The following is a 23,544-nucleotide window of genomic DNA, read 5'->3' on the forward strand; positions in this document are numbered from 1 at the left end:
AAGTTCGTGAACTTCTATCTGAATACGATTTCCCAGGTGATGACCTACCAGTTATCCAAGGTTCTGCACTAGGCGCACTAAACGGCGAAGAGCAGTGGGAAGCGAAAATCGTTGAACTAGCTGAAGCTCTAGATACTTACATCCCTGAGCCAGAGCGTGCGGTAGATCAGCCATTCCTAATGCCTATCGAAGACGTATTCTCAATCCAAGGTCGTGGTACAGTAGTAACTGGCCGTATCGAGCGTGGTATCCTAACTGTAGGTGACGAAGTTGCTATCGTAGGGATCAAAGACACTACTACTACTACATGTACTGGTGTTGAGATGTTCCGTAAGCTTCTAGACGAAGGCCGTGCTGGTGAGAACGTTGGTGCACTTCTACGTGGTACTAAGCGTGACGAAGTTGAACGTGGTCAAGTACTAGCGAAGCCTGGTTCAATCACTCCACACACGAAGTTCGAATCAGAAGTATACGTACTGTCTAAAGATGAAGGTGGTCGTCACACTCCATTCTTCAAAGGCTACCGTCCACAGTTCTACTTCCGTACAACTGACGTAACTGGTGACATCCAGCTACCAGAAGGCGTAGAAATGGTAATGCCAGGTGACAACGTACAGATGACTGTTGAGCTAATCGCACCAATCGCAATGGACGAAGGTCTACGTTTCGCGATCCGTGAAGGTGGCCGTACAGTAGGTGCTGGTGTTGTTGCTAAGATCTTCGACTAATTCATAACGAATTAAACGAAATCTTGCACTCTTCTTCTTTATGAAGAAAGCGCATCGAGAAAGGGAAGCTTAGGCTTCCCTTTTTTATATCTAAATTATATTTGGTTATAAGTGTTCGTAGGAAATGCGTTAATTTTTTAATTTAAAAACAGAATATTACCGGCTCTATTTTTCAACACCTTTGGTCGTAGCACCTAACTCTCTGATCTTTGACTACTGTCCCCAAATCTATATAACAAAATATTCTGAATAGGCCTATCAATGCGACTGGTAACAAGAACTATTCTTGTTTATATTGGTTGCCACAGGTTAATTTAATAGGTTTTTGAGTATGTACGTTTGTCTTTGCCATGGGGTCTCCGACAAGAAAATTAGGAAGTTGGCGATAGATGAAGGCGTAACGGATATTAAAGGAATCAAAAAATGCACAGCATTGGGTAGCCAATGTGGTAAGTGCATCAGACAGGCCAAGGATATTTTAGCGGAAACCAGTTACACGGTATTCAAACAAGCTAGCTAATTACTGTGAGCATGCAGTAATTAAGTAATTATTTGCCTAGCGTTTTGACACCTTCTCATTTGCTTCTACATTTAAATGAAGCCAAAGAGGAGGTTTTTGTCATGAAAGGCGATCCAATCATCATCCAACATCTCAATAAAGTGCTCGGAAATGAGCTCATCGCTATTAATCAGTATTTTCTTCATGCTCGAATGTATAAGGACTGGGGGTTAAAGCACCTAGCAGATAAGGAATATCACGAATCTATCGATGAGATGAAACATGCCGATCATCTGATTGAGCGTATTTTGTTTCTTGAGGGCTTACCTAATCTACAAGATTTAGGCAAGTTGATGATAGGTGAAGACACTAAAGAAATGCTCGAGTGTGACTTAAAGCTTGAAATGGCCGCCATTCCAGATTTAAAAGATGCGATTGCTTATGCTGAAGACATTCGAGACTATGTGTCTCGCGATCTGTTTCAAGATATTCTTGAAGATGAAGAAGAGCATGTTGATTGGCTAGAGACGCAACTTGGCTTGATTGAAATGTCTGGCATTGAGAACTACCTCCAAGCGCAATACGTAGACGAAGAGTAATAACGTCCAGGATTTTGCGCACTTCAATTGTAAGAAGAAAAGAGCACCTGACTCGAAAATCAGGTGCTTATCCCCGCTATCTGGTCTAATCTCTTTTATTATCGGCTTTTTAAGGATATTGCTCGCAATCTTGCCTATGAAGTTTGATTTCTATCCGATAGAATTTATCCCCCCTTACCTAAAAATAAAAAAGAGAAACGTCCATGTCTGAAGACAATCGCCAAGCAGCCACTCCAGAAGAAGAACATCGCCAAAAAGCATTGGATTACCATGCTTATCCAACCCCAGGGAAGATTGCTGTCGAATTGACAAAGCCTGCGGAAACGGCGGGTGATCTTGCCCTTGCTTACAGCCCTGGTGTTGCAGAACCAGTGCGTGAGATCGCACAAAACCCTGATAACGTGTACAAGTACACAGCGAAAGGCAACATGGTTGCTGTTATTTCTAACGGTACCGCTATTTTAGGTCTAGGTAACCTAGGTCCACTTGCATCTAAGCCAGTAATGGAAGGTAAAGCGTTACTGTTTAAGCGTTTTGCAGGTCTTGATTCGATTGATATTGAAGTTAAGCACCGCACGATCGATGAATTTGTTGATACTGTCGCAAGCATTGCAGACACCTTTGGTGGTATCAACCTTGAAGATATTAAAGCACCAGATTGCTTTGAGATTGAAAAGCGTTTAATTGAGCGTTGTGATGTACCAGTATTCCACGATGATCAGCACGGTACTGCGATTGTAACGGCGGCAGGCATGCTGAACGCGATCGAACTTCAAGGTAAGAAGCTTGAAGACTCAACGATCGTTTGTCTTGGCGCTGGCGCTGCAGCTGTTGCGTGTATGGAGCTGCTGATTAAATGTGGTGCAATGCGCGAAAAAATTTACATGCTGGATCGTAAAGGTGTGATCCACACTCGTCGTGATGATCTTAATGAATACAAGCAGCTATTCGCAAACAACACGGACAAACGCACATTAGAAGATGTGATTGAAGGCGCGGATCTGTTCCTAGGTGTATCTGGTCCAAACCTATTGCCAGCGGAAGCGTTGAAGCTGATGGCAGATAAGCCAATCGTATTTGCATGTTCGAATCCAGATCCTGAAATTAAGCCGGAACTTGCCCACGCTGTTCGTGATGATTTGATCATGGGTACTGGCCGTAGTGATTACCCGAACCAAGTAAACAACGTATTGTGTTTCCCATTCATCTTCCGTGGTGCTCTTGATGTGCGCGCAAGTGAAATCAATGATGAAATGAAACTTGCAGCCGTTGAGGCGATTCGTGAGCTAGCAAAAGAGCCTGTACCTGAAACTGTATTGAAGGCCGCAGGCGTCGATAAGCTTGAGTTTGGTGCAGACTACATCATTCCAAAACCAATGGACTCACGTTTACTACCACGTGTTGCAAAAGCAGTGGCTCAGGCGGCGGTTGATTCAGGTGTTGCTCGTATCGAGATGCCTGAAAACTACATGGCAGAGTAATATATCTATTAGATGTGATGTACAAAAAATGGGACGCAATCGCGTCCCATTTTTTATGTCATTCTGTTGGCTTGAGATAAGAATTGCTATCTGAAGCCTCCAGCCTCGCTTTTTTACTCTTCGTCAAACGACTCAAATTCGATGCCCATTTCCGTCATCAGTGCTTTTACTTCTGTTGGAATATCATCTGGACGGTCTTTACGAAGGTCTTCATCTGTTGGAAGTGGCTGACCTGTATACGCGTGCAAAAATGCTTCGCATAGTAATTCACTATTGGTTGCATGGCGTAAGTTATTGATCTGACGGCGAGTACGCTCATCAGTTAGCACTTTTAAAACTTTTAGCGGGATAGAGACGGTAATTTTTTTTACTTGTTCGCTTTTTTTGCCGTGCTCTGCATATGGGCTAATGTATTCGCCATTCCAGTCAGCCATTGCACACCTTCATTTATGTAATCGGTTAAAAATAATTTAGGTGCTGATTTTAGCTGCATTTACCGCCATAAGCAAAGACATATAGACGTCTAGAAGTGTTGACGTCTCATTTTTTGACGAGTAAAGTGAACAGAACAGCAAAGGAAGCGTGTTGATCACTTTATTTTACTCATTAGATATAGCGCATTCCTCTTTAGAAGTCATTACCCGTGAAAGGATACACCCATGAGCTCTCGCAAACCTGCGACCATTGCAGTACGCACTGGTATTGAATCAGACAGCCAATATCACGCTGTCGTTCCACCTATTTATCTTTCCACTAACTATGGTTTTCCTGCTTTTGGTGAAGTACCTAAGTATGATTACACGCGATCTGGAAATCCAAACCGCGGACTGTTGGAAAGTGCGTTATCTGAACTCGAGTCTGGAAAAGGAGCGGTTGTCACGAACTGCGGTACGTCGGCATTAAATTTATGGGTGTCCGCTTTTCTTGGCCCTGATGATCTCATTATTGCTCCTCACGATTGTTATGGCGGCACCTATCGTCTTTTTAATACCCGAGCCAACAAAGGCGATTTTAAGGTTCAGTTTGTCGATCAATCAGACGAGCAAGCTTTGGATGCAGCATTAGCACAAAAACCAAAACTCATTTTGCTAGAAACTCCGTCAAACCCTCTGGTTCGCGTAGTGGATATTGCAGCTACCTGTGAAAAAGCGAAACAAGTCGGCGCGTTAGTTGCGGTGGACAATACCTTTTTGACACCCGTGTACCAAAAACCTTTAGAGCTAGGTGCGGATTTTGTTATCCACTCCACAACGAAGTACATCAACGGTCATTCAGACGTGATTGGTGGCGTGATCATCACCAAAACAGAAGCGCATGCAGAAGAGCTTGCATGGTGGGGAAATTGCATTGGTGCGACTGGCACACCTTTCGATAGTTATATGACGTTGCGAGGCATTCGTACACTTGGTGCTCGCATGCGAGTGCATGAAGAGAGTTCACAGCAGGTACTGGCTTATCTCCAGAAGCAAGGGTTAGTTAAAACCATTTATCATCCAAGCTTGCCGGAGCACCCAGGTCATGACATTGCCAAAAAGCAGCAAACGGGCTTTGGCTCTATGCTGAGCTTTGAGTTTGCCGGTTCGTTTGAGCAGTTAAAAGTGTTCGTTAAAGAGCTCCAACTGTTTTCATTGGCTGAGTCATTAGGTGGAGTTGAAAGCTTGATTTGTCATCCGGCATCCATGACGCATCGCGCTATGGGAGAGGAAGCACTGGCAGAAGCGGGGGTGTCGCATCAACTATTGCGTTTGTCTGTCGGCTTGGAAGATGCACAAGATCTCATCACAGATTTAGAGCAAGCATTCGCTAAAGCTGCCCAACAATAGGAGACGAGAATAATGACTGTACAACGTCAGCTGCATAAGTTTGGTGGCAGTAGCTTAGCAAACCCAGAATGCTATTTACGCGTTGTGGATATTCTTAAGGAGTATTCGACGGAAAATGATCTTGTGGTCGTCTCGGCGGCAGGAAAAACCACTAACCGCTTGATTGAGTTCCTGGAAGGGCTAGACAAAGATGGCCGAATCGCGCATGAAGCACTTCAAAGCCTAAGGCAGTTCCAAACGGAGCTAATAGAAAACTTGTTGGAAAATGAAGTACAAGAAGAACTATTAGCGTTACTGCATGATGAGTTCAGTACCTTATCTGAGCTGACAGCACCACTCACTGGCGCGCAAAAAGCCGCGGTACTAGGACACGGAGAAGTTTGGTCTGCTCGCCTATTGGCCGCGTTATTATCTCAACGTTCTATCCCCGCTGTTGCACAAGATGCACGAGCGTTTTTACGTGCGGAAGCCGGGACTCAACCTGAAGTTGATCGCGCTCGTTCATATCCTTTGATAAAAGAAGTTCTCGCGCAACACAATCATAAACGTGTGGTAATTACTGGCTTTATGGCTCAGAACGAGGCGGGCGAAACCATTTTACTTGGTCGTAATGGCTCTGACTATTCTGCAACTGTCATTGGTGCTCTGGCTGAAGTGAGCACAGTCACCATTTGGAGTGACGTTGCTGGTGTCTATAGTGCCGATCCGCGTTTGGTGGCAGACGCGTGTCTGTTACCGTTGCTTCGATTGGATGAAGCCAGCGAACTCGCCCGTTTAGCCGCCCCAGTCCTACACAGTCGTACACTTCAGCCTGTGGCGCAAAGTACTATGGATCTCAACCTCAAGTGTAGCTATCTGCCGGAATCGGGCTCTACTCGTATTGAGCGTGTCTTAGCGTCTGGCCGTGGCGCTAAAATTATTACCTCGCTGGATGATGTTTTATTGGTGCAGCTGTCTTTCATGCATGGGCACGACTTCGAAAAAACACAGAATGATGTATTACAAGCGTTGCAGCGAGCGCAATTGGAGCCATTGGCATTTGAGGCACAGCCCGATCAACACACGTTGCGCTTGGCGTATACCGCAGAAATTGCCGGTGGCGCACTGAAACACTTACAAGAGCTTGCGGTTGAAGCGGAGATTAAGCTCAAAGAAGGCTACTCTCTCTTAGCGGCGGTAGGCGCTGGCGTTACGAAAAACGCCAACCATTGTTTTGGTTTCTATCAGAAGTTAAAACACTCTCCGGTTGAATTTATTTCTGAAACTGAGTCGGGGCTGAGTTTAGTCGCCGTTTTGCGTCGTACTGATACCGAAGTGTTGGTTCAAACGATTCATAGCCAGTTGTTCCAAGCGCAAAAGCGCGTGGCGGTGGCTTTATGTGGCAAGGGCAACATTGGTTCTAGTTGGTTAAATTTATTTGCAACTCAAAAAGGTGAGCTCGAAAAACGTCATGGAATGAGCTTTGACCTTGTAGCGGTCGTGGATAGTCAAACCTACTGGTTCGATGAGCAAGGTATTGATGCAGCAAGTGTTGCTGAACGATTTGATGATGAAAGCCTAGCAAACGATGGGTCTTGGTTGACTCACTTAGGAGCGCTAAAAAATTACGATGAAGCCGTAGTGCTTGATGTGACAGCGAGCAAAGACTTAGCTCAGCGCTATGTAGAAATTGCGCAGCAGGGCATTCATTTGATTTCCGCTAACAAAGTGGCGGGTTCGGCTGATAGCCAGTATTACCATCAGGTTCAAGATGCATTCGCTAAAATTGGTCGTTATTGGCTGTACAATGCGACGGTTGGTGCGGGGTTACCGATAAACCATACCGTGCGAGATCTACGTGAAAGTGGTGATGAGATCGTTGCTCTATCGGGTATTTTCTCAGGGACGTTATCATGGTTATTCCAACAATTTGACGGCTCAGTACCATTTAATGATTTAGTCGACCTCGCTTGGCAGCAAGGTTTAACAGAGCCTGATCCTCGTTCTGATTTAGATGGTTCAGATGTGATGCGTAAGCTGGTTATCTTAGCTCGAGAGTCTGGTCTCGATATTGAGCCGGGCAGCGTTAAGGTTGAATCTCTGGTACCAGAAGAATTAAGAGAACTTAGCATCGATGACTTCTTCGATAACGGAGGGCTGTTGAGTGAAATACTGCAAGAGCGCCTGACAAAAGCACAGAGAAACGACCAAGTGCTTCGCTACGTTGCTCGTTTAGAAAAAAATGGTAAAGCGACGGTGGGAGTAGAAGCGTTATCTCGTGAACATGCGCTCGCCAACCTACTGCCGTGCGACAACATTTTTGCCATTGAAAGTAAGTGGTACAAAGATAACCCACTCGTTATTCGAGGGCCTGGCGCAGGAAGAGAAGTGACAGCCGGCGCGATTCAATCCGACCTCAACCGATTAGCCGGTTTATTCTAAAGTTGCGAGATACCTAAAACCCTGGAACCCGACCAGGGTTTTTTATTTTGCCTTCAGTGCCATACTGAAGTATCGGCTTGTGATAAGTGGTGAAATAACGTTCAAGTAATAACTTGAACTATCCTCATTATTAACTTGAGAAAAATTCATAATTACAAGGTTGACATTAAATCGTATTCAATACATTCTGTAGACATATAGACGTCTAAACGTCGATTTAAGGAATTTGTTTTCGTGGCGGAGTGCCACAGGGAGAGTAAGATGGGATACACGCACGCAGGCCATATTGACGCCTTGAACCAGAATATTGCTGAGTTGTCAGACAACATCAATGTATCATTTGAGTTTTTTCCACCAAGCAGCGCTAAGATGGAAGAGACACTCTGGAATTCAGTGCACCGTCTTAAAACGCTCCAACCTAAATTTGTTTCTGTGACTTACGGCGCTAACTCTGGCGAGCGTGACAGAACGCACTCCATCATTAAAGAAATCAAAGCAACAACCGGATTGGTTGCTGCTCCTCACCTCACTTGTATTGATGCGACTCGCGAAGAGTTGATTAATATTGCCGATGATTACTGGAATAATGGCATTGAAAATATCGTTGCTCTGCGTGGTGATATTCCTCCTGGTGGCGGTGCGCCTGACATGTATGCCTCGGATCTGGTTGAGCTGCTGAAATCACGTCACGATTTTGATATCTCAGTAGCCGCGTTTCCTGAGGTTCACCCTGAAGCTAAAAGTGCGCAGTCTGACTTATTGAACTTAAAACGTAAGGTAGATGCAGGTGCAAACCGTGCAATTACTCAGTTCTTTTTTGATGTTGAGTCTTATCTGCGATTCCGTGACCGTTGTGTAGCGGCAGGAATTGACGTAGAAATTGTGCCAGGAATTTTGCCTGTATCGAACTTTAAGCAAGCGTCTCGCTTTGCTGCGCAGAACAATGTGAAAGTACCAGGCTGGATGAGTAAACAGTTCGAAGGCTTGGATGATGATCCGGTGACTCGTCAGCTTGTAGGAGCTAGCCAAGCTATTGATATGGTGCGCGTACTTAGTCGTGAAGGCGTTAAGGATTTCCACTTCTACACCCTAAACCGTGCAGAGATGACTTACGCTTTATGTCATACGCTAGGCGTTCGTCCTCGCGTTGCAGTAGGTGCATAAATCGACCGGGTTTCAAAAAGACAAAAGGCTTGCCGAGTGGCAAGCCTTTTTCGTTGTATCAAAGTAAAAGGAAATTAACCAATCACTTCAAGTTCTGTTAGGACTTCTTCAGCCCAAGTGATCCACGTTTCACGTAACAGTAGGTTACGACGAAGCGTTAAACGCTCTAGGCGAGCTTGTTTGTCTAAAGTTGACGGCGTTGCGTAGTAAGCCGCTTCAATTTCTTTGTAGTGAGAAACCAGTTTGCGAGACTCTTCAACCAGTTCGGCGAGTTGATCACGGAAAGGTGTTGATGGTTGAACGGCACATGCCATCAATTTCGCTGAAAATTCATCACGAACAGTCGGGTGTGCAGTTGGTTGATCAAACCATTCTCCTAAAGCGCTGCGACCAGCATCTGTGATGGAGTAAACCTTACGGTCTGGTTTGCCTTCTTGGGGTTCTAATACGCAAGTAACCAGCTCTTTCTCGGCCATTTTATTGAGTTCACGGTACACTTGTTGGTGGCTTGCTTTCCAGAAGTAACCGATGCTAGCAGAGAATTCTTTAGTGATATCGTAACCGGTTGCGTCGCGAGTGCTAAGAACAGTTAAGATTACGTGTGGTAATGACATGTCTTCAATCCAAATGGTCAATAAACTTGTAAACAAGCTACTTATACTTTCAGCTGTGCTCTTTCTGGCACTTGAGTTTTTTAATGTATAAGTAGCACCAACAATGTTGGTCCTGTCACCTTAAAGCCGTTTATCACCTAGAGAGATGGGGAGTCCCATCATGGCTGGAGCAGGTATGATTGGATTTATGAGCTCTCAGCAGGCAAGTAGTATATAAATAATAAGCATGAAGTGGAATAGTAGGACAAAATTACCCTAAAAAACTAACATAATAATCAATAGTGTTAACTTGTGGTTTTTTATTCTTTTTGTGTGGTAATTTTTGGGTTTTTTATAGTTTATTAAACTGCCTTTTGGTTGTGCAATTATCCTGCGCCAAAAAAAAGCTGAGCACTTGCTCAGCTTTTTTATTACAAATGAAGCGATTAGCCTGTGTTGCGCATGCCAGCTGCAATACCAGCAATTGTCACCATTAGCGCTTCTTCTAGGTTTGCAGATGCTTCTTCGGTTTGGCGTGTACGGTATAGCAACTCGGCTTGTAGCATGTTCAATGGCTCAACGTAGATGTTGCGCAAGCGAATCGATTCGAGTCCCCAAGGGTCATGCTGCATCAAGTTTTCGTTGTTCTCTACATTCAGTACTGCTTTGATATCTTCTTGAAGCTGAGCGCGCAGCTTTTCACCGAGTGGACGGAGTGATTCATCCACCAATCGCTCATCGTAATAGCGAGAAATATCGATATTACACTTCGAGTACACCATTTCTAACATGCCAAGGCGAGTCGAGAAGAACGGCCATTCACGACACATCTCTTCGAGCAACGCTTGGTGGCCTTTATCGATCGAGTATTGAATCGCTTCACCCGCACCTAACCATGCTGGAAGTACCAAACGATTTTGGCTCCACGAGAAGATCCACGGGATTGCACGTAAGCTTTCCACTCCGCCCTTCGGATTACGTTTTGCAGGACGAGAGCCAAGTGGCAACTTACCGAGCTCGAGCTCTGGTGTCGCTTGACGGAAGTAAGGCACAAAATCAGGCTCGCCGCGAACTACGTTGCGATAAGACTCGCAGCTAACTTCTGATAGCACTTCCATTAAGTCGCGCCATTCTTGTTTTGGCTCTGGTGGTGGCAATAGGTTAGCTTCTAGAATCGCGCTCGCGTAAAGGTTAAAACTGTTTACGGCGACATCTGGAAGGCCCAGTTTAAAGCGGATCATCTCGCCCTGTTCTGTTACGCGCAAACCACCTTTCAAGCTTTTTGGTGGTTGAGACAGAAGTGCTGCGTGTGCTGGCGCGCCGCCGCGGCCTACTGTACCGCCACGACCGTGGAATAGAGTCAGTTCAACACCTTCTTCTTCCGCCACTTTTACTAACGATTCCATCGCATGGTACTGAGCCCAGCCTGCAGACATGACACCCGCATCTTTCGCTGAGTCAGAGTAACCAATCATGACCATTTGGTGGTTTTGGATAAAGCCACGGTATAGGTCGATACCCATCAGCTGTTTGATGACCGATTCTGCATTGTTCAAGTCGTCTAGCGTCTCGAATAACGGGCAAACATCCATACGATATGGGCAGCCAGCTTCTTGCAGAAGTAGGTGGACTGCTAACACATCTGATGCAGTGCGTGCCATAGAAATAACGTAGGCACCGAATGCTTCACGCGGTTGTGCTGCAATAATCTTACAGGTGTCCAAAACCTCTTTGACAGGTTCTGATGGTTCCCAATCACGAGGCAGAAGAGGACGTTTAGATGCGAGTTCGTTGGTTAGGAAAGCAATCTTATCTTGCTCGCTCCATTGTTCGTAATCACCAATGCCTAAGTAGCGGGTTAATTCAGACAATACGTCTGAATGACGCGTGCTCTCTTGGCGGATATCAAGGCGAACAAGATGAATACCAAATGCTTTTACGCGGCGCAATGTATCCAGTAGAGAGCCATTTGCGATCACACCCATGCCACATTCATTTAGCGACTGGTAACAGGCATACAGAGGTTCCCAAAGTTGCTCGACTTTTTGCAACGGAGCTTTAACGGCCAGTTTTTGACCATGGATTTTAGCATCGAGAATATCTTTGGTTTCGTTCAATAGTGAGCGAAGTTGTTTCAGGATCGCACGATATGGTTCGTGCTGATCTTCGCCAGCAAGTTCACGAACTTGATCGTTTGAAACCGTCATAGACAGTTCACTGATCAACTCGTTGATGTCATTGAGATAAAGATCTGCAGCTTTCCAACGAGACAGAAGCAATACTTCACGCGTCACGCTATGAGTGACGAACGGGTTACCGTCGCGGTCACCCCCCATCCAAGAAGAGAAGTGCACAGGGCGCGCATCAATTGGTAAACCTTCACCCAAGTAAGATTTCAAGCGATCGTGCATTTCACGTAAGAAGTCTGGCACTGCTTCCCACAGTGAGTTTTCTACTACGGCAAAACCCCATTTCGCTTCATCCAATGGAGTAGGGCGTTGTTGACGAATTACGTCAGAATGCCAGCTTTGTGCGATAAGTTGCTCTAAGCGACGCTCGGTTTTCTTGCGCTCTTTAGAAGAAAGATCACTCAGTTCCAACTTTGATAAGCACTCGTTGATCTTGACCAACTTGTTGATCATCGTGCGACGCGTGATTTCCGTTGGGTGAGCCGTCAATACCAATTCAATATTCAGATCACGAACCGCTTGCGCAGTGTCCAGTTTGCTCACATCGTTTTGTACCAGTTTAGAAAACAGCGAGTTAATCGCGTCTGGTTCACAGATGTGTTCTTCACAGTGGCGTGAAATCGTGTGGTATTGCTCAGCAATATTGGTGAGATTTAGAAATTGGTTAAACGCACGGGTAACGGGCGTTAGTTGCTCATCAGGTAAATGTTTGATTTCTTCGATCAAGCTGTCCCTGTCTGCTTGATTTCCTGCTTGAGCTGATTTGGATAATTTACGAATGGTTTCCACTTTCTCGAAGATTTCTTCGCCATGGGCATCGCGAATGGTGTTACCCAATAAGTGGCCTAACATGCGCACATTACTTTTGAGTGCGGCGTATTTCTCGTTCATTGTCGTCCTGCCTCGTAAAAAAACTACATCCATTGTCCTTGTTAAGACTCCAATCTAGCGAAAAGCACCAGTTATAGTCAAATAAAGCAGACTAAGTTTGCAATTATTCCGCTGTCTCCTGATTTAGAGCAAATTTACGGCAGCTGTAGAATAAGAAGTGAAAATTAATTACAAAATAACAAGTTAAAGAAGTGTTAAGGCTAGCGCTAAATTGTGAAGATAAAAAGATGCAGCTCAATCGAGCTGCACTGACTTTTGAGTTTATTCGTGTATTAACAGCAATACTTGACCATTGCCTTTGAAAGCACATCAATTGTGGGATCGATAAAATCAAATGAGAGAAACTCATCCGGTTGGTGCGCTTGGTCAATTGAACCGGGGCCGAGAACTAAGGTTGGACAGAGCTGTTGTAAGAAGGGCGCCTCAGTACAGTAGTTCACGGTTTCTGAACTGGTTTGGCAGATCTCTTCAACACCACCGATAAATGGGTGGTCATGTTGGCATTCGTAACCCGGAATTGGTTCATGTAACGGAATTATCTCCAAGCGTCCAGGCCACTTTGCTTCGACTTCTTTTAATGCTCCGCGCAGCATATTTTCTAGGCCATCCAGGCTGATCCCTGGTAGTGGGCGAACATCATAGTGCAGCTCACAGCAACCACAAATACGGTTAGCGCTGTCACCGCCGTGAATGTGTCCAAGGTTTAGGGTAGGGCTTGGAATGGCAAAACCCGGATGGTGGTATTCTTTCACCAATTTATCGCGCAGTTGCATCATGGCAAACATCACTTCATGCATGATCTCAATCGCGTTAACGCCTAAGGCAGGATCGGATGAATGGCCTGACTTACCCGTGACCCGAATTGCATTAGCCACATGACCTTTGTGGCCGCGAATAGGAACGAGGCTGGTAGGCTCACCAATAATGCAGTAATCCGGCTTAAAAGGGGCGTTTACGGTGAAATGTCGCGCACCCAACATGGTGGTTTCTTCGTCACAAGTGGCTAATACGTATAGCGGCTTGGCTTGCTTGCTCCAGTCGACTTTTTTGACGGCTTCGTAAATAAAGGCAAAAAAGCCTTTCATGTCTGCCGTGCCTAAACCGTAAAAGCGGTTGTCTTTTTCAGTCAGTTTATGTGGATCAAAACTCCATCGCCCTTGATCGAATGGCACGGTATCACTATGGCCCGCAAGTAAAAGGCCGCCTTCACCCTCACCCATACGTGCAATCATATTGTGCTTGCCTGGCTCGACCTCGATCACTTCAACGCTAAAACCCAGATCTTTAAACCAAGATGCGAGTTTTTCGATGACTTTTGCATTGCCCTGATCCCAGCTCGGATCCGTGGAGCTGATAGAAGAGGTGCTGATGAGTCCTTCATAGACCTCTAGAAAAGTTGGTAATTGCATGGATTCTTCAAATCTCCTGTTGACAGACAGACCACAAAAATGTAAAACACATATTAAATCATGTTTAATGAATAAAAAATCAAAATAAAGCAAAAATTAAATATGAATAGTCATTTTAGCCTTTAAGTATATGGATGTCACACAATGCTAAAAACCACGATTATTGGAGCCAGCGGTTACACCGGCGCAGAGTTAGCGTTAATGGTTAATAAACACCCACAACTTACGCTATCAGGTTTATACGTTTCCGCCAACAGTGTTGATGCAGGAAAGAATATTGCGCAGCTGCACGGTAAGTTAGCAGGCATCATTGATATGCCGGTCTCGCCACTAACGGATCCACTGCAAATCGCTCAAGAATCGGATGTGGTGTTTTTAGCAACGGCTCATGAGGTGAGCCACGATCTAGCCCCAACTTTCTTGGAGGCAGGCTGTCAGGTATTCGATTTATCGGGGGCATTCCGCGTCCAAAGTGAAGGTTTTTACAACACCTTTTATGGCTTCGAGCATCAACATAATAACTGGCTAGATAAAGCTGCATACGGCTTAGCAGAGTGGAACCAGGAATCAATTAAAACTGCTCCCTTAGTTGCTGTAGCAGGTTGCTACCCGACTGCTTCGCAGTTAGCCATCAAACCTCTACTCGAAAATGCATTAGTGGATACCAATCAATGGCCTGTCATTAACGCGACCAGCGGTGTGTCCGGAGCTGGGCGTAAAGCTTCTATGGTGAACAGTTTCTGTGAAGTGAGCTTGCAACCTTATGGTGTATTTACTCATCGTCACCAACCAGAAATTGCTCAGCACTTAGGTTGCGATGTGATTTTTACTCCGCACCTAGGCAACTTTAAACGCGGCATTCTTGCCACGATCACCATGAAGCTAGCATCAGGCGTTACAGAGCAACAAGTCGCTCAAGCATTTGAACAAGCTTATCTAGGAAAGCCTGCCGTGCGTTTAAAAGGCGATGGCATTCCACGTATTCAGGATGTCGAAAATACCCCTTTCTGCGATATCGGCTGGAAGGTACAAGGTGAACACATCATTGTGATTTCAGCCATCGACAACCTACTCAAAGGTGCATCAAGTCAAGCGATGCAATGTCTCAATATTCATTATGGTTACCCAGAACTGACAGCGTTGCTGTAGTCGTTGAAAGAGGGAAATGCGATGACGCAAACCAATCAAGCTCCTTTAGTCATTAAGCTAGGCGGTGCAGCTCTATCTTGCACTCAAACCTTAAGCCAACTGTTTGGTGCTATTGCGGCTTACCAAAAATCGGCACAGCGACAAATCGCCATCGTTCATGGCGGTGGCTACCTAGTTGATGAGTTGATGGCAAAGCTTCAGCTTGAAACCGTAAAGAAAAACGGTTTACGCGTAACGCCTTACGATCAAATTCCGGTGATTGCAGGCGCGCTTGCAGGCACAGCGAATAAGCTACTTCAAGGCCAAGCCATCGCAGATGGACTCAATGCAGTAGGTCTTAGCCTTGCGGATGGTGGTTTGTGTCTTGTTGAAGAACTTGACCCAGAGTTGGGCGCGGTAGGTAAAGCATCACCGGGTGATTCAACGCTATTACAAGCGGTACTAAACACAGGCGCACTGCCGATCATCAGTTCAATTGGCTTAACCACAGATGGCCAGATGATGAATGTTAATGCTGACCAAGCCGCAGTCGCGGTTGCGGGCGCATTAGATGCGGAGTTGGTCCTGCTATCAGACGTGAGTGGTGTATTAGATGGTAAAGGCCATTTGATCAAAACCCTGTCGGAACAACAAGCGAACATGTTGATCGATGGACATGTGATCACAGACGGCATGATCGTCAAAGTTAAAGCTGCTTTGGAGGCGGCCAATGATCTTGGTCGCCCTATCGAAGTCGCGACCTGGCGTTACCCAGAAAAATTAGTACAGCTATTCGCTGGTGAAAGTATTGGAACGCAATTTTTGCCTCAATAAGCATCAGCAAAAGAATTCAATATTAGGAAGTAGTAGTTGGCACTGACCGCCGAGCGCAGCGCCAGTTAAGTTTGGAGAAGAAAGATGAGCAAAGTGAACGTAAATAAAGTGGTAGTCGCATACTCAGGCGGTCTAGATACCTCAGTAATTATCCCGTGGCTAAAAGAGAACTACGATTGTGAAGTCGTTGCTTTCGTTGCCGATGTTGGTCAAGGCGCAGAAGAGCTAGAAGGTATTGAAGAGAAAGCAAAAGCTTCAGGTGCTTCTGAGTGTTACATCGCTGATCTGAAAGAAGAGATGGTGGCGGATTACATTTACCCAACGCTAAAAACCGGCGCGTACTACGAAGGTAAGTACCTGCTGGGTACATCAATGGCGCGTCCAATTATTGCTAAAGCACAGGTTGAAGTCGCACGTAAAGTGGGCGCGGACGCATTGTGTCACGGCTGTACAGGTAAAGGTAATGACCAAGTACGTTTTGAAGGTGCATTCGCAGCACTAGCACCAGACTTACAAGTGATTGCCCCTTGGCGTGAATGGGACCTAGTGAGCCGTGAAGAATGTTTAGATTACCTAGCTGAGCGTAACATTCCTTGTTCAGCGTCTCTTACTAAGATCTACTCACGTGATGCAAATGCATGGCATATTTCCACTGAAGGTGGCGTCCTAGAAGATACGTGGAACGCACCAAACGAAGATTGCTGGGTATGGACTGTAGACCCAGAGCAAGCACCAAACGAAGCGGAATACGTCACGCTGAAAGTAGAAAAAGGTGAGGTGGTCGAAGTTGATGGCGAAGCGATGACACCATACAACGCGTTGGTTTATCTAAACGAAAAAGGTGCGAAGCACGGTGTTGGTCGTATCGATATCGTTGAAAACCGTCTAGTAGGAATGAAATCTCGTGGCTGCTACGAAACACCGGGAGGCACCATCATGATGGAAGCGCTGCGTGCCGTTGAACAGCTCGTGCTAGACAAATCATCATTCGAATTCCGTGAAGAGCTGGGGCTAAAAGCGTCTCACCTTGTGTACGATGGTCGTTGGTTTACGCCGCTATGTAAGTCGATCCTTGCCGCTTCAGAAGAGCTAGCGCAAGACGTGAATGGTGAAGTGGTTGTTAAGCTCTATAAAGGCCAAGCCACGGTAACGCAAAAACGTTCTGACAACAGCTTGTACTCAGAAGAGTTCGCGACTTTTGGTGAAGATGAGGTTTACGACCAAAGCCATGCGGGTGGTTTCATCCGTCTTTACTCGCTATCAAGCCGTATCCGTGCATTGAACAGCCAGAAGAAATAATCTCTCCACATCTCGGATTGAGTAAAGACCTGCTATTGGATAGCAGGTCTTTTTTGTTGGCTTATGTCTATGAGCACAAAGATGCAAATTCACTCTATTTGAATATATATGTAAAAATATTGAATTTATACTTTATTTTTTGTCGAAATTGCCGTAACGTTGACCCATAAGAAAAAGTGAGCAAATGACCATCAAATTGGTTACTACTCATTCGATAACGTTAGAGTAAGCAATAGTCATCAGGAGAAACGCAATGGCATTATGGGGCGGAAGATTTACCCAAGCGGCAGACACTAGATTTAAAGAGTTTAACGATTCGTTGCGTTTTGACTACCGATTGGCTGAGCAAGACATCGTAGGTTCAATCGCATGGTCTAAAGCTCTGCTTTCTGTAGATGTTCTATCGGCAGAAGAACAGCAAAAGCTGGAACTTGCTTTAAACGAGTTGAAGTTAGAAGTGATGGAAGATCCTCATCAAATTCTTCGCTCAGATGCAGAAGATATCCACTCTTGGGTTGAACAGCAGCTGATTAGTAAAGTGGGAGATTTAGGTAAAAAACTCCACACTGGGCGTTCTCGTAATGACCAAGTAGCGACAGACCTAAAACTTTGGTGTCGTCAGCAAGGCCAGCAACTGTTGATTGCTTTAGATCGTCTGCAAGCACAAATGGTTCATGTTGCTAAGCAGCACCAAGGCACTGTATTGCCTGGCTATACTCATCTTCAGCGCGCTCAACCTGTCACCTTTGCTCACTGGTGTTTGGCTTATGTTGAAATGTTCGAGCGTGACTACTCTCGTCTGAATGATGCCTTACAGCGTCTCGACACTTGTCCACTTGGCTCGGGGGCTTTAGCTGGCACGGCTTATCCGATTGATCGTGAACAGTTAGCTCATAACCTTGGTTTCCACCGTGCTACGCGTAATTCACTCGATTCGGTTTCGGATCGTGATCATGTGATGGAACTGATGTCGGTGGCCTCGATTTCTATGTTGCACCTTTCTCGTCTTGCAGAAGATATGATCTTCTACAACTCAGGGGAGTCTAACTTCATTGAGTTAGCGGATACGGTGACGTCTGGTTCGTCATTGATGCCACAGAAGAAAAACCCAGATGCACTTGAGTTGATCCGTGGTAAGACAGGGCGTGTCTATGGCGCATTATCGAGCATGATGATGACAGTGAAAGCCCTACCATTGGCGTACAACAAAGACATGCAAGAAGATAAAGAAGGGTTATTTGATGCGTTAGACACATGGAATGATTGCATGGAAATGGCAGCGCTGTGTTTTGATGGCATTAAAGTAAATGGTGAGCGTACGCTTGAAGCTGCGAAGCAAGGGTATGCGAACGCGACTGAGTTAGCTGATTACTTAGTGGCGAAAGGCATCCCATTCCGTGAGGCGCACCATATTGTGGGCGTAGCGGTGGTAGGGGCAATTGACAAAGGCTGTGCGCTGGAAGAATTGTCTCTGCAAGAGCTAAAAGCCTTCTCTGAGGTGATTGAAGATGATGTGTATGACATTCTGACAATAGAGTCTTGTTTGGAAAAACGTTGTGCGCTGGGTGGCGTTTCGCCTCACCAAGTCGCTTATGCGGTAGAGCAAGCGGATAAACGTCTGAGCCAGCGTGACAGCTCGGCAGTGAAAGTGCGTCCTGCACGTTTGACGGACATTGAAACACTAGAGGGCATGGTGGCTTATTGGGCGAACCTCGGTGAGAATCTACCCCGCTCTCGTAATGAGCTAGTGAGAGATATTGGTTCCTTCGCGGTGGCTGAGCATCATGGTGAAGTGACAGGTTGCGCTTCTCTATATGTGTATGACTCAGGGTTGGCTGAAATACGCTCTCTTGGTATCGAAGCAGGCTGGCAAGGTCAAGGACAGGGCAGTGCAATCGTAAATCACTTGGTTGAGAAAGCACGTCAAATGGCGATAAAGAAGGTCTTTGTCCTCACTCGAACGCCAGAGTTCTTTATGAAGCAGAGCTTCTTACCAACATCGAAGTCGCTGTTGCCAGAAAAAGTCTTGAAAGATTGCGATCAGTGTCCACGTCAGCACGCGTGTGATGAAGTGGCGCTAGAGATCAATTTAATGGAGCAAGTGATCCAAAAATCGCATGTGGCATGAGCTGAAATTTCGGAGTGATTTTATTAGCATTCAATGACATAGTTATTTTCTGATTCACTTACATCAGTATTTGCTAAAAAAATCGAAAAAATTTGGAACCTTTGAGAGGAAGCTCGGTCTATTAAAGTACCACTGCTTTTTCTTAGAAGAATCTAAGAGAGCCCCAGAACTGATATTGGTTTTGGGGCTTTTTTCTATCTGCCACTTTACTCTTTTTTATCCGTCTCTTTTCTTCCTCGCCGACGTTGCCACGGCAAGATGACAAAACGCATCCATAAGTGCAAAAACAATAAAATATTGAAAGCGAAACCAGCAAAGATCAAAGCGATCGACTCGATGCTTTGTGGATCATCTTTGAACGCAAACCACCACACAATCCAGCACAGTACCGAAAGCACCGTTAACTGATCCAAGCATCGTTGGCAACGCCCAAGCTTTTTCCAAAACCAATGTTCCTCGCAACGGCGACAAGTCATAGTGTTTTCCAAGGCATCAGTGTTGCTTCAGATTATATACCCAACACAAAGAGAGAAAGCGTTTTTTGTAGCAGCTTAGAGCGCAGGAACACAACCAAAAATGGAAAGTTAGCTTCGTAGAGCTTATGTGGCACGTGATTGATGTATGGTGCGCTGTCAGTCTTTAATAGGAAAAATAATCATGTCGACAGAATTGAAATTTGCGCTGAGTATCGCTGGTGGCTTTTTTACGATCGGTATAGTCGCGATCATCATGGTAAGTCGTTACGCAATGATGGCTGTGTAGTACTTATGTAATCGCCTCAAAGTAGTCAACAGAAAGCCTCGTTAATCACGAGGCTTTCTGTTTTGTTTGGTATGTAAAGACTGGCTCGATTGAGCATGAAAGAGTTAGCAACCAGGCCCACAGTCAAGGCAATGTTTCACCATTTCTGGCCCTAAGTGTAGTTTTGCATTCAAATCACGTAGAGCGGTGCGGACACCCTCTTCGATCACTGGATGATAGAAGGGCATATCTAGCATCTCAGAAACCGTCATTCTATTTTGGTGTGCCCAAGACAAAAGATGCGCGAGGTGTTCTGCGTTCGGCCCCATCATCTCTGCACCTAAAAAGCGTCCAGTACCTTGCTCGCCATAGACATGTAACATCCCTTTGTTTCGTAGCATGACACGCGAACGTCCTTGATTCTCAAACGAGACTTCACCAGTAACAAAACAACCACAGCTTCCTAAGCGAGTTTCCAGTTGTTTGAAAGTTTCACCGACCATAGCTATTTGCGGATCGGAGAATACAGCTGAAATTGGCGAACGACGCAGACCTGCACGAATATCCGGGAAACGACCAGCATTGTCACCAGCAATGCGGCCTTGGTCAGCGGCTTCGTGCAGCAATGGAACTTGGTTACTTGCATCACCCGCAATAAAAATACTCTCTACGGAGGTTTGCAATGTGTAGTGATCTGCGGTTGGTACACCGCGTTCATCTAATGCCACATTGGTGCTCTCGATCGCTAGCTTATCTACGTTTGGACGTCGTCCAGTGGCTGCTAAAACGTAATCAACAATAAAGGTTTCTAATTCACCGTCGTGGTTAATGAATTTGATTTCAACTTTGTCTGCGCCTGCTGCATTCGATGATGGTATGCGCTTCATGCTTTCTACTTTTACATCGGCATCAAGATAGAACTCTTCTTTAAAAGTTTTATCTGCGTAAGCCATCACCTCTGGATCTGTCAGTGGACCAACTTGACCACCAAGACCAAAGAGCTTCACTTTCACCCCTAGGCGGTGCAATGCTTGACCGAGTTCAAGACCGATCACTCCAGGGCCAAATACCGCAACGGACTTAGGCAAATCATCCCAATCAAAGACATCATCATTAATTACGAGACGGTTTCCCAACTCATTCCAAGCTGCTGGATAGGCAGGACGAGAGCCCGTCGCGATCACAATCCGTTTTGCGGTGACCTGAGTATGGCCATCTATGATAAGCGTATGGTCATCGGCAAACTTCGCGTAGCCCGATAGTTTGTCTTCTGCGGGAATATCATCGACGCTTTCAAGCACAAAGCCAACAAAACGATCACGTTCGCGTTTTACACGATCCATGACTTCTTGTCCGTTAATGCGTATTTCACCTTGCGGATGGATCCCAAATCCAGGCGCTTTTTCGATTTGGTGGGCACTTTCTGCGGCCGCAATCAACAGCTTAGAGGGCATGCAACCGACGCGAGCACAGGTTGTTCCGTAAGGGCCGCCTTCAATCATTACTACGCTATTAGTATGAGCTTTTGCTGCTCGATAAGCGCCAAGACCAGCAGTACCACCACCAATAATCGCTACGTCGACATTAACTTGTTTCATCGTGAACTCTCGCTTTTTGTTTTTAAGCCAAGCTAGCTACATTGAGCTTGGAGAGTGAATTGGGTCGTTGAATCTGTATAAGGAGTCACCTTATCGGTAGACGACTACTTATCTAGACTAGTAGAAGAAGTGAGTTAGGGTTGGCCTCCGAGCCAAAGGCACCGGAGACCGAGGGTGTAGGCTATGGACAGCTTAGCCTAGATACGCTTCTAGCTCTTCGCTACCGCCGATGTGCTTGCCACCGATAAAGACTTGTGGAACAGTCGTGCGACCAGATATAGCTCGTAGACTAACTGTCGTTGCGTCTTTACCCAGAATCACTTCTTCATATTGAAGACCGTGGTCAATCAGGTTTTGTTTCGCTTTCATACAGAAAGGGCAGCCTGGCTTAGTGAATACCGTGATGGACTCTTGCGTTTTGTAGTCTGGCGCAATGTAGTTCAGCATGGTGTCTGCGTCTGACACTTTGAATGGGTCGCCTGGTTCGTTTGGCTCAATGAACATTTTTTCCACTACGCCATCTTTTACTAGCATGCTGTAACGCCATGAACGTTTGCCAAAGCCGATGTCGTTTTTATCCACTAACATACCCATGCCATCGGTGAATTCACCATTACCATCCGGGATGAAGGTAATGTTTTCTGCTTCTTGGTCTTGTTTCCATGCATTCATCACGAACGTATCATTGACCGAGACACAAATAATCTCATCCACTCCGTGCTCTTTAAATACAGGGAACAATTCGTTGTAACGAGGTAGATGGCTTGATGAACAGGTTGGAGTAAATGCACCCGGTAAGCTAAATACGATAACGGTCTTACCTTTAAATAGCTCATCAGTCGTTACATTCATCCAAGAGTCACCTTGACGAACTGGAAAAGTAACTTGAGGGACTTGTTGACCTTCTTTAGATACAAACATAATGATTTCCTTTAACTATTTTAAATTATGCGTATAGAGCTTAGCGTTTTTCTTTGCTCTGTTTCGTTCTGTTGAGCCCATTATTGTAAAAATCCTTTGATAGCTCTAATCGTTTGGTGTTATGGTTTTGATAGGTATTAGCTATTGTTAAAAGAAGCGAATTGTGAGTTATGAATATTCGAGATTTTGAGTACTTAGTTGCACTTGCGGAACATAAGCACTTTCGCAAAGCGGCAGAAGCATGTTTTGTTAGCCAACCAACATTGAGTGGACAAATTCGTAAGCTAGAGGATGAACTCGGTACCACGCTTTTAGAGCGAAGCAGCCGTCGCGTTTTGTTTACCGATTCAGGGTTGCAGTTGGTGGAGCAAGCTAAGCGTATCTTAAGTGAAGTGAAAACTTTTAAAGATATGGCGAGTGGTCAGAGCGGAGCAATGACTGGGCCTATGCATATCGGTTTCATCCCGACGGTAGGTCCGTATCTACTACCCAAAATTCTGCCGCAGATAAAAGAAGCATTTCCTGAACTGGAGCTGTTCCTGCACGAAGCTCAAACACATCAGTTGGTGCGTCAATTAGAAGAAGGTAAATTGGACTGCTTGGTCTTGGCTTCGGTTGATGAAACGGCACCTTTTAAAGAAATCGAAGTATATAACGAGCCGTTAAGCGTTGCGGTGCCATGTGATCATGAGTGGGCCTCTCTCGACCATGTTGATATGTTGGAGTTGAATGGTAAAACCGTTTTAGCGCTAGGAGACGGCCACTGTCTGCGTGATCAAGCGTTAGGTTTCTGTTTTGCTGCCGGAGCGAAAGACGATGAACGCTTTAAGGCAACCAGTTTGGAGACACTGCGGAATATGGTCGCTGCTGGTGCTGGGATTACGTTATTGCCTCAGCTTTCTATCCCCAATGAGAAGCAAAAAGATGGCGTGTGCTATGTACCAGCCGTTAACCCTACGCCTTCGCGCAATATAGTCCTTGTATATCGCCCGGGCTCACCACTGCGTGCAAGGTTTGAAGCTTTGGCGGCGAAGATTAAAGAAGTATTGGCTTCTTATCCTTCATTGAACGCCGCGGCGTAAAAGCCGATATAAAAAA

19 protein-coding genes are annotated in these 23,544 nt (G+C 45.6%); 12 read left to right on the plus strand and 7 right to left on the minus strand.

Annotated features, from left to right (window positions below; genetic code table 11):
• The 4 genes from L3V30_RS22110 to L3V30_RS22125 all read left to right on the plus strand — a co-directional run.
• A partial coding sequence (locus L3V30_RS22110) for an EF-Tu/IF-2/RF-3 family GTPase (protein WP_267136969.1) occupies positions 1–728 on the plus strand: 728 nt, incomplete at its 5' end.
• A 331-nt stretch (positions 729–1,059) separates the two neighbouring features.
• Positions 1,060–1,248, plus strand: coding sequence for a bacterioferritin-associated ferredoxin (locus L3V30_RS22115; protein WP_031780493.1), 189 nt, complete (start codon positions 1,060–1,062; stop codon positions 1,246–1,248).
• A 101-nt stretch (positions 1,249–1,349) separates the two neighbouring features.
• The gene (bfr, locus tag L3V30_RS22120) at positions 1,350–1,826 is read left to right on the plus strand and encodes a bacterioferritin (RefSeq protein ID WP_005395745.1); all 477 of its coding nucleotides are present in this window, start codon (positions 1,350–1,352) and stop codon (positions 1,824–1,826) included.
• A 203-nt stretch (positions 1,827–2,029) separates the two neighbouring features.
• Positions 2,030–3,307: a malic enzyme-like NAD(P)-binding protein gene (locus L3V30_RS22125; RefSeq protein WP_006742766.1), complete on the plus strand. Its 1,278-nt coding sequence runs from the start codon at positions 2,030–2,032 to the stop codon at positions 3,305–3,307.
• 113 nt (positions 3,308–3,420) lie between these two features.
• Here the strand turns inward: L3V30_RS22125 and metJ are convergent, their stop codons facing one another.
• Entirely contained in the window at positions 3,421–3,741 is a 321-nt protein-coding gene (gene metJ / locus L3V30_RS22130; protein ID WP_005381353.1) for a met regulon transcriptional regulator MetJ, read from the minus strand.
• 225 nt (positions 3,742–3,966) lie between these two features.
• Here metJ and L3V30_RS22135 point away from each other — a divergent pair, with 225 nt between their 5' ends.
• The 3 genes from L3V30_RS22135 (at position 3,967) to metF (ending at position 8,715) form a co-directional block, all read left to right on the plus strand.
• Complete coding sequence (locus tag L3V30_RS22135) at positions 3,967–5,130, plus strand: O-succinylhomoserine (thiol)-lyase (RefSeq protein WP_237309917.1); 1,164 nt, start codon at positions 3,967–3,969, stop codon at positions 5,128–5,130.
• A gap of 12 nt (positions 5,131–5,142) precedes the next feature.
• Positions 5,143–7,551, plus strand: coding sequence for a bifunctional aspartate kinase/homoserine dehydrogenase II (locus L3V30_RS22140; RefSeq protein ID WP_104969869.1), 2,409 nt, complete (start codon positions 5,143–5,145; stop codon positions 7,549–7,551).
• Positions 7,552–7,812: 261 nt separating this feature from the next.
• Positions 7,813–8,715 carry a methylenetetrahydrofolate reductase gene (gene metF / locus L3V30_RS22145; protein WP_012841345.1) on the plus strand — a complete coding sequence of 301 codons (903 nt, stop codon included), beginning with the start codon at positions 7,813–7,815 and terminating at the stop codon, positions 8,713–8,715.
• 74 nt (positions 8,716–8,789) lie between these two features.
• On the opposite strand, the gene L3V30_RS22150 is transcribed toward metF, so the two are convergent.
• The 3 genes from L3V30_RS22150 to argE all read right to left on the minus strand — a co-directional run bounded on the left by L3V30_RS22150 (position 8,790) and on the right by argE (position 13,797).
• On the minus strand, positions 8,790–9,329 hold the full coding sequence (locus L3V30_RS22150) for a PadR family transcriptional regulator (RefSeq protein WP_005395734.1): 540 nt from the start codon (positions 9,327–9,329) through the stop codon (positions 8,790–8,792).
• Between the two features lie 425 nt (positions 9,330–9,754).
• Positions 9,755–12,388, minus strand: a complete 2,634-nt coding sequence (gene ppc / locus L3V30_RS22155; RefSeq protein WP_005395732.1) for a phosphoenolpyruvate carboxylase — start codon at positions 12,386–12,388, stop codon at positions 9,755–9,757.
• 272 nt (positions 12,389–12,660) lie between these two features.
• Entirely contained in the window at positions 12,661–13,797 is a 1,137-nt protein-coding gene (gene argE, locus L3V30_RS22160; protein ID WP_047009947.1) for an acetylornithine deacetylase, read from the minus strand.
• Positions 13,798–13,941: 144 nt separating this feature from the next.
• On the opposite strand from argE, the gene argC reads away from it, so the two are divergent.
• The 4 genes from argC (at position 13,942) to argH (ending at position 19,186) form a co-directional block, all read left to right on the plus strand.
• Positions 13,942–14,946 (plus strand): N-acetyl-gamma-glutamyl-phosphate reductase, encoded by a 1,005-nt coding sequence (gene argC / locus L3V30_RS22165; RefSeq protein ID WP_006742772.1) that lies wholly within the window; start codon positions 13,942–13,944, stop codon positions 14,944–14,946.
• A gap of 21 nt (positions 14,947–14,967) precedes the next feature.
• A complete protein-coding gene (gene argB, locus L3V30_RS22170; RefSeq protein ID WP_048626700.1) occupies positions 14,968–15,759 on the plus strand; it encodes an acetylglutamate kinase in 792 nt (263 codons plus the stop codon).
• Positions 15,760–15,843: 84 nt separating this feature from the next.
• The gene (locus L3V30_RS22175) at positions 15,844–17,058 is read left to right on the plus strand and encodes an argininosuccinate synthase (protein ID WP_065645889.1); all 1,215 of its coding nucleotides are present in this window, start codon (positions 15,844–15,846) and stop codon (positions 17,056–17,058) included.
• Between the two features lie 253 nt (positions 17,059–17,311).
• Positions 17,312–19,186 (plus strand): argininosuccinate lyase, encoded by a 1,875-nt coding sequence (gene argH, locus L3V30_RS22180; protein ID WP_104971008.1) that lies wholly within the window; start codon positions 17,312–17,314, stop codon positions 19,184–19,186.
• Positions 19,187–19,392: 206 nt separating this feature from the next.
• Here the strand turns inward: argH and L3V30_RS22185 are convergent, their stop codons facing one another.
• From L3V30_RS22185 to L3V30_RS22195, 3 genes are all read right to left on the minus strand, one after another.
• The gene (locus L3V30_RS22185; RefSeq protein ID WP_012841349.1) at positions 19,393–19,662 is read right to left on the minus strand and encodes a DUF3624 domain-containing protein; all 270 of its coding nucleotides are present in this window, start codon (positions 19,660–19,662) and stop codon (positions 19,393–19,395) included.
• A 390-nt stretch (positions 19,663–20,052) separates the two neighbouring features.
• Positions 20,053–21,525, minus strand: a complete 1,473-nt coding sequence (locus L3V30_RS22190) for a dihydrolipoyl dehydrogenase (protein ID WP_006742775.1) — start codon at positions 21,523–21,525, stop codon at positions 20,053–20,055.
• A 192-nt stretch (positions 21,526–21,717) separates the two neighbouring features.
• Positions 21,718–22,446, minus strand: coding sequence for a redoxin family protein (locus L3V30_RS22195; RefSeq protein ID WP_005395721.1), 729 nt, complete (start codon positions 22,444–22,446; stop codon positions 21,718–21,720).
• A gap of 170 nt (positions 22,447–22,616) precedes the next feature.
• On the opposite strand from L3V30_RS22195, the gene oxyR reads away from it, so the two are divergent.
• Complete coding sequence (gene oxyR, locus L3V30_RS22200) at positions 22,617–23,528, plus strand: DNA-binding transcriptional regulator OxyR (protein ID WP_005395720.1); 912 nt, start codon at positions 22,617–22,619, stop codon at positions 23,526–23,528.
• The last annotated feature ends 16 nt before the right edge of the window (positions 23,529–23,544 follow it).

The sequence above is a fragment of the Vibrio sp. A1-1 genome (assembly GCF_021728175.1).
Classification (GTDB): Bacteria; Pseudomonadota; Gammaproteobacteria; order Enterobacterales; family Vibrionaceae; genus Vibrio; species Vibrio diabolicus.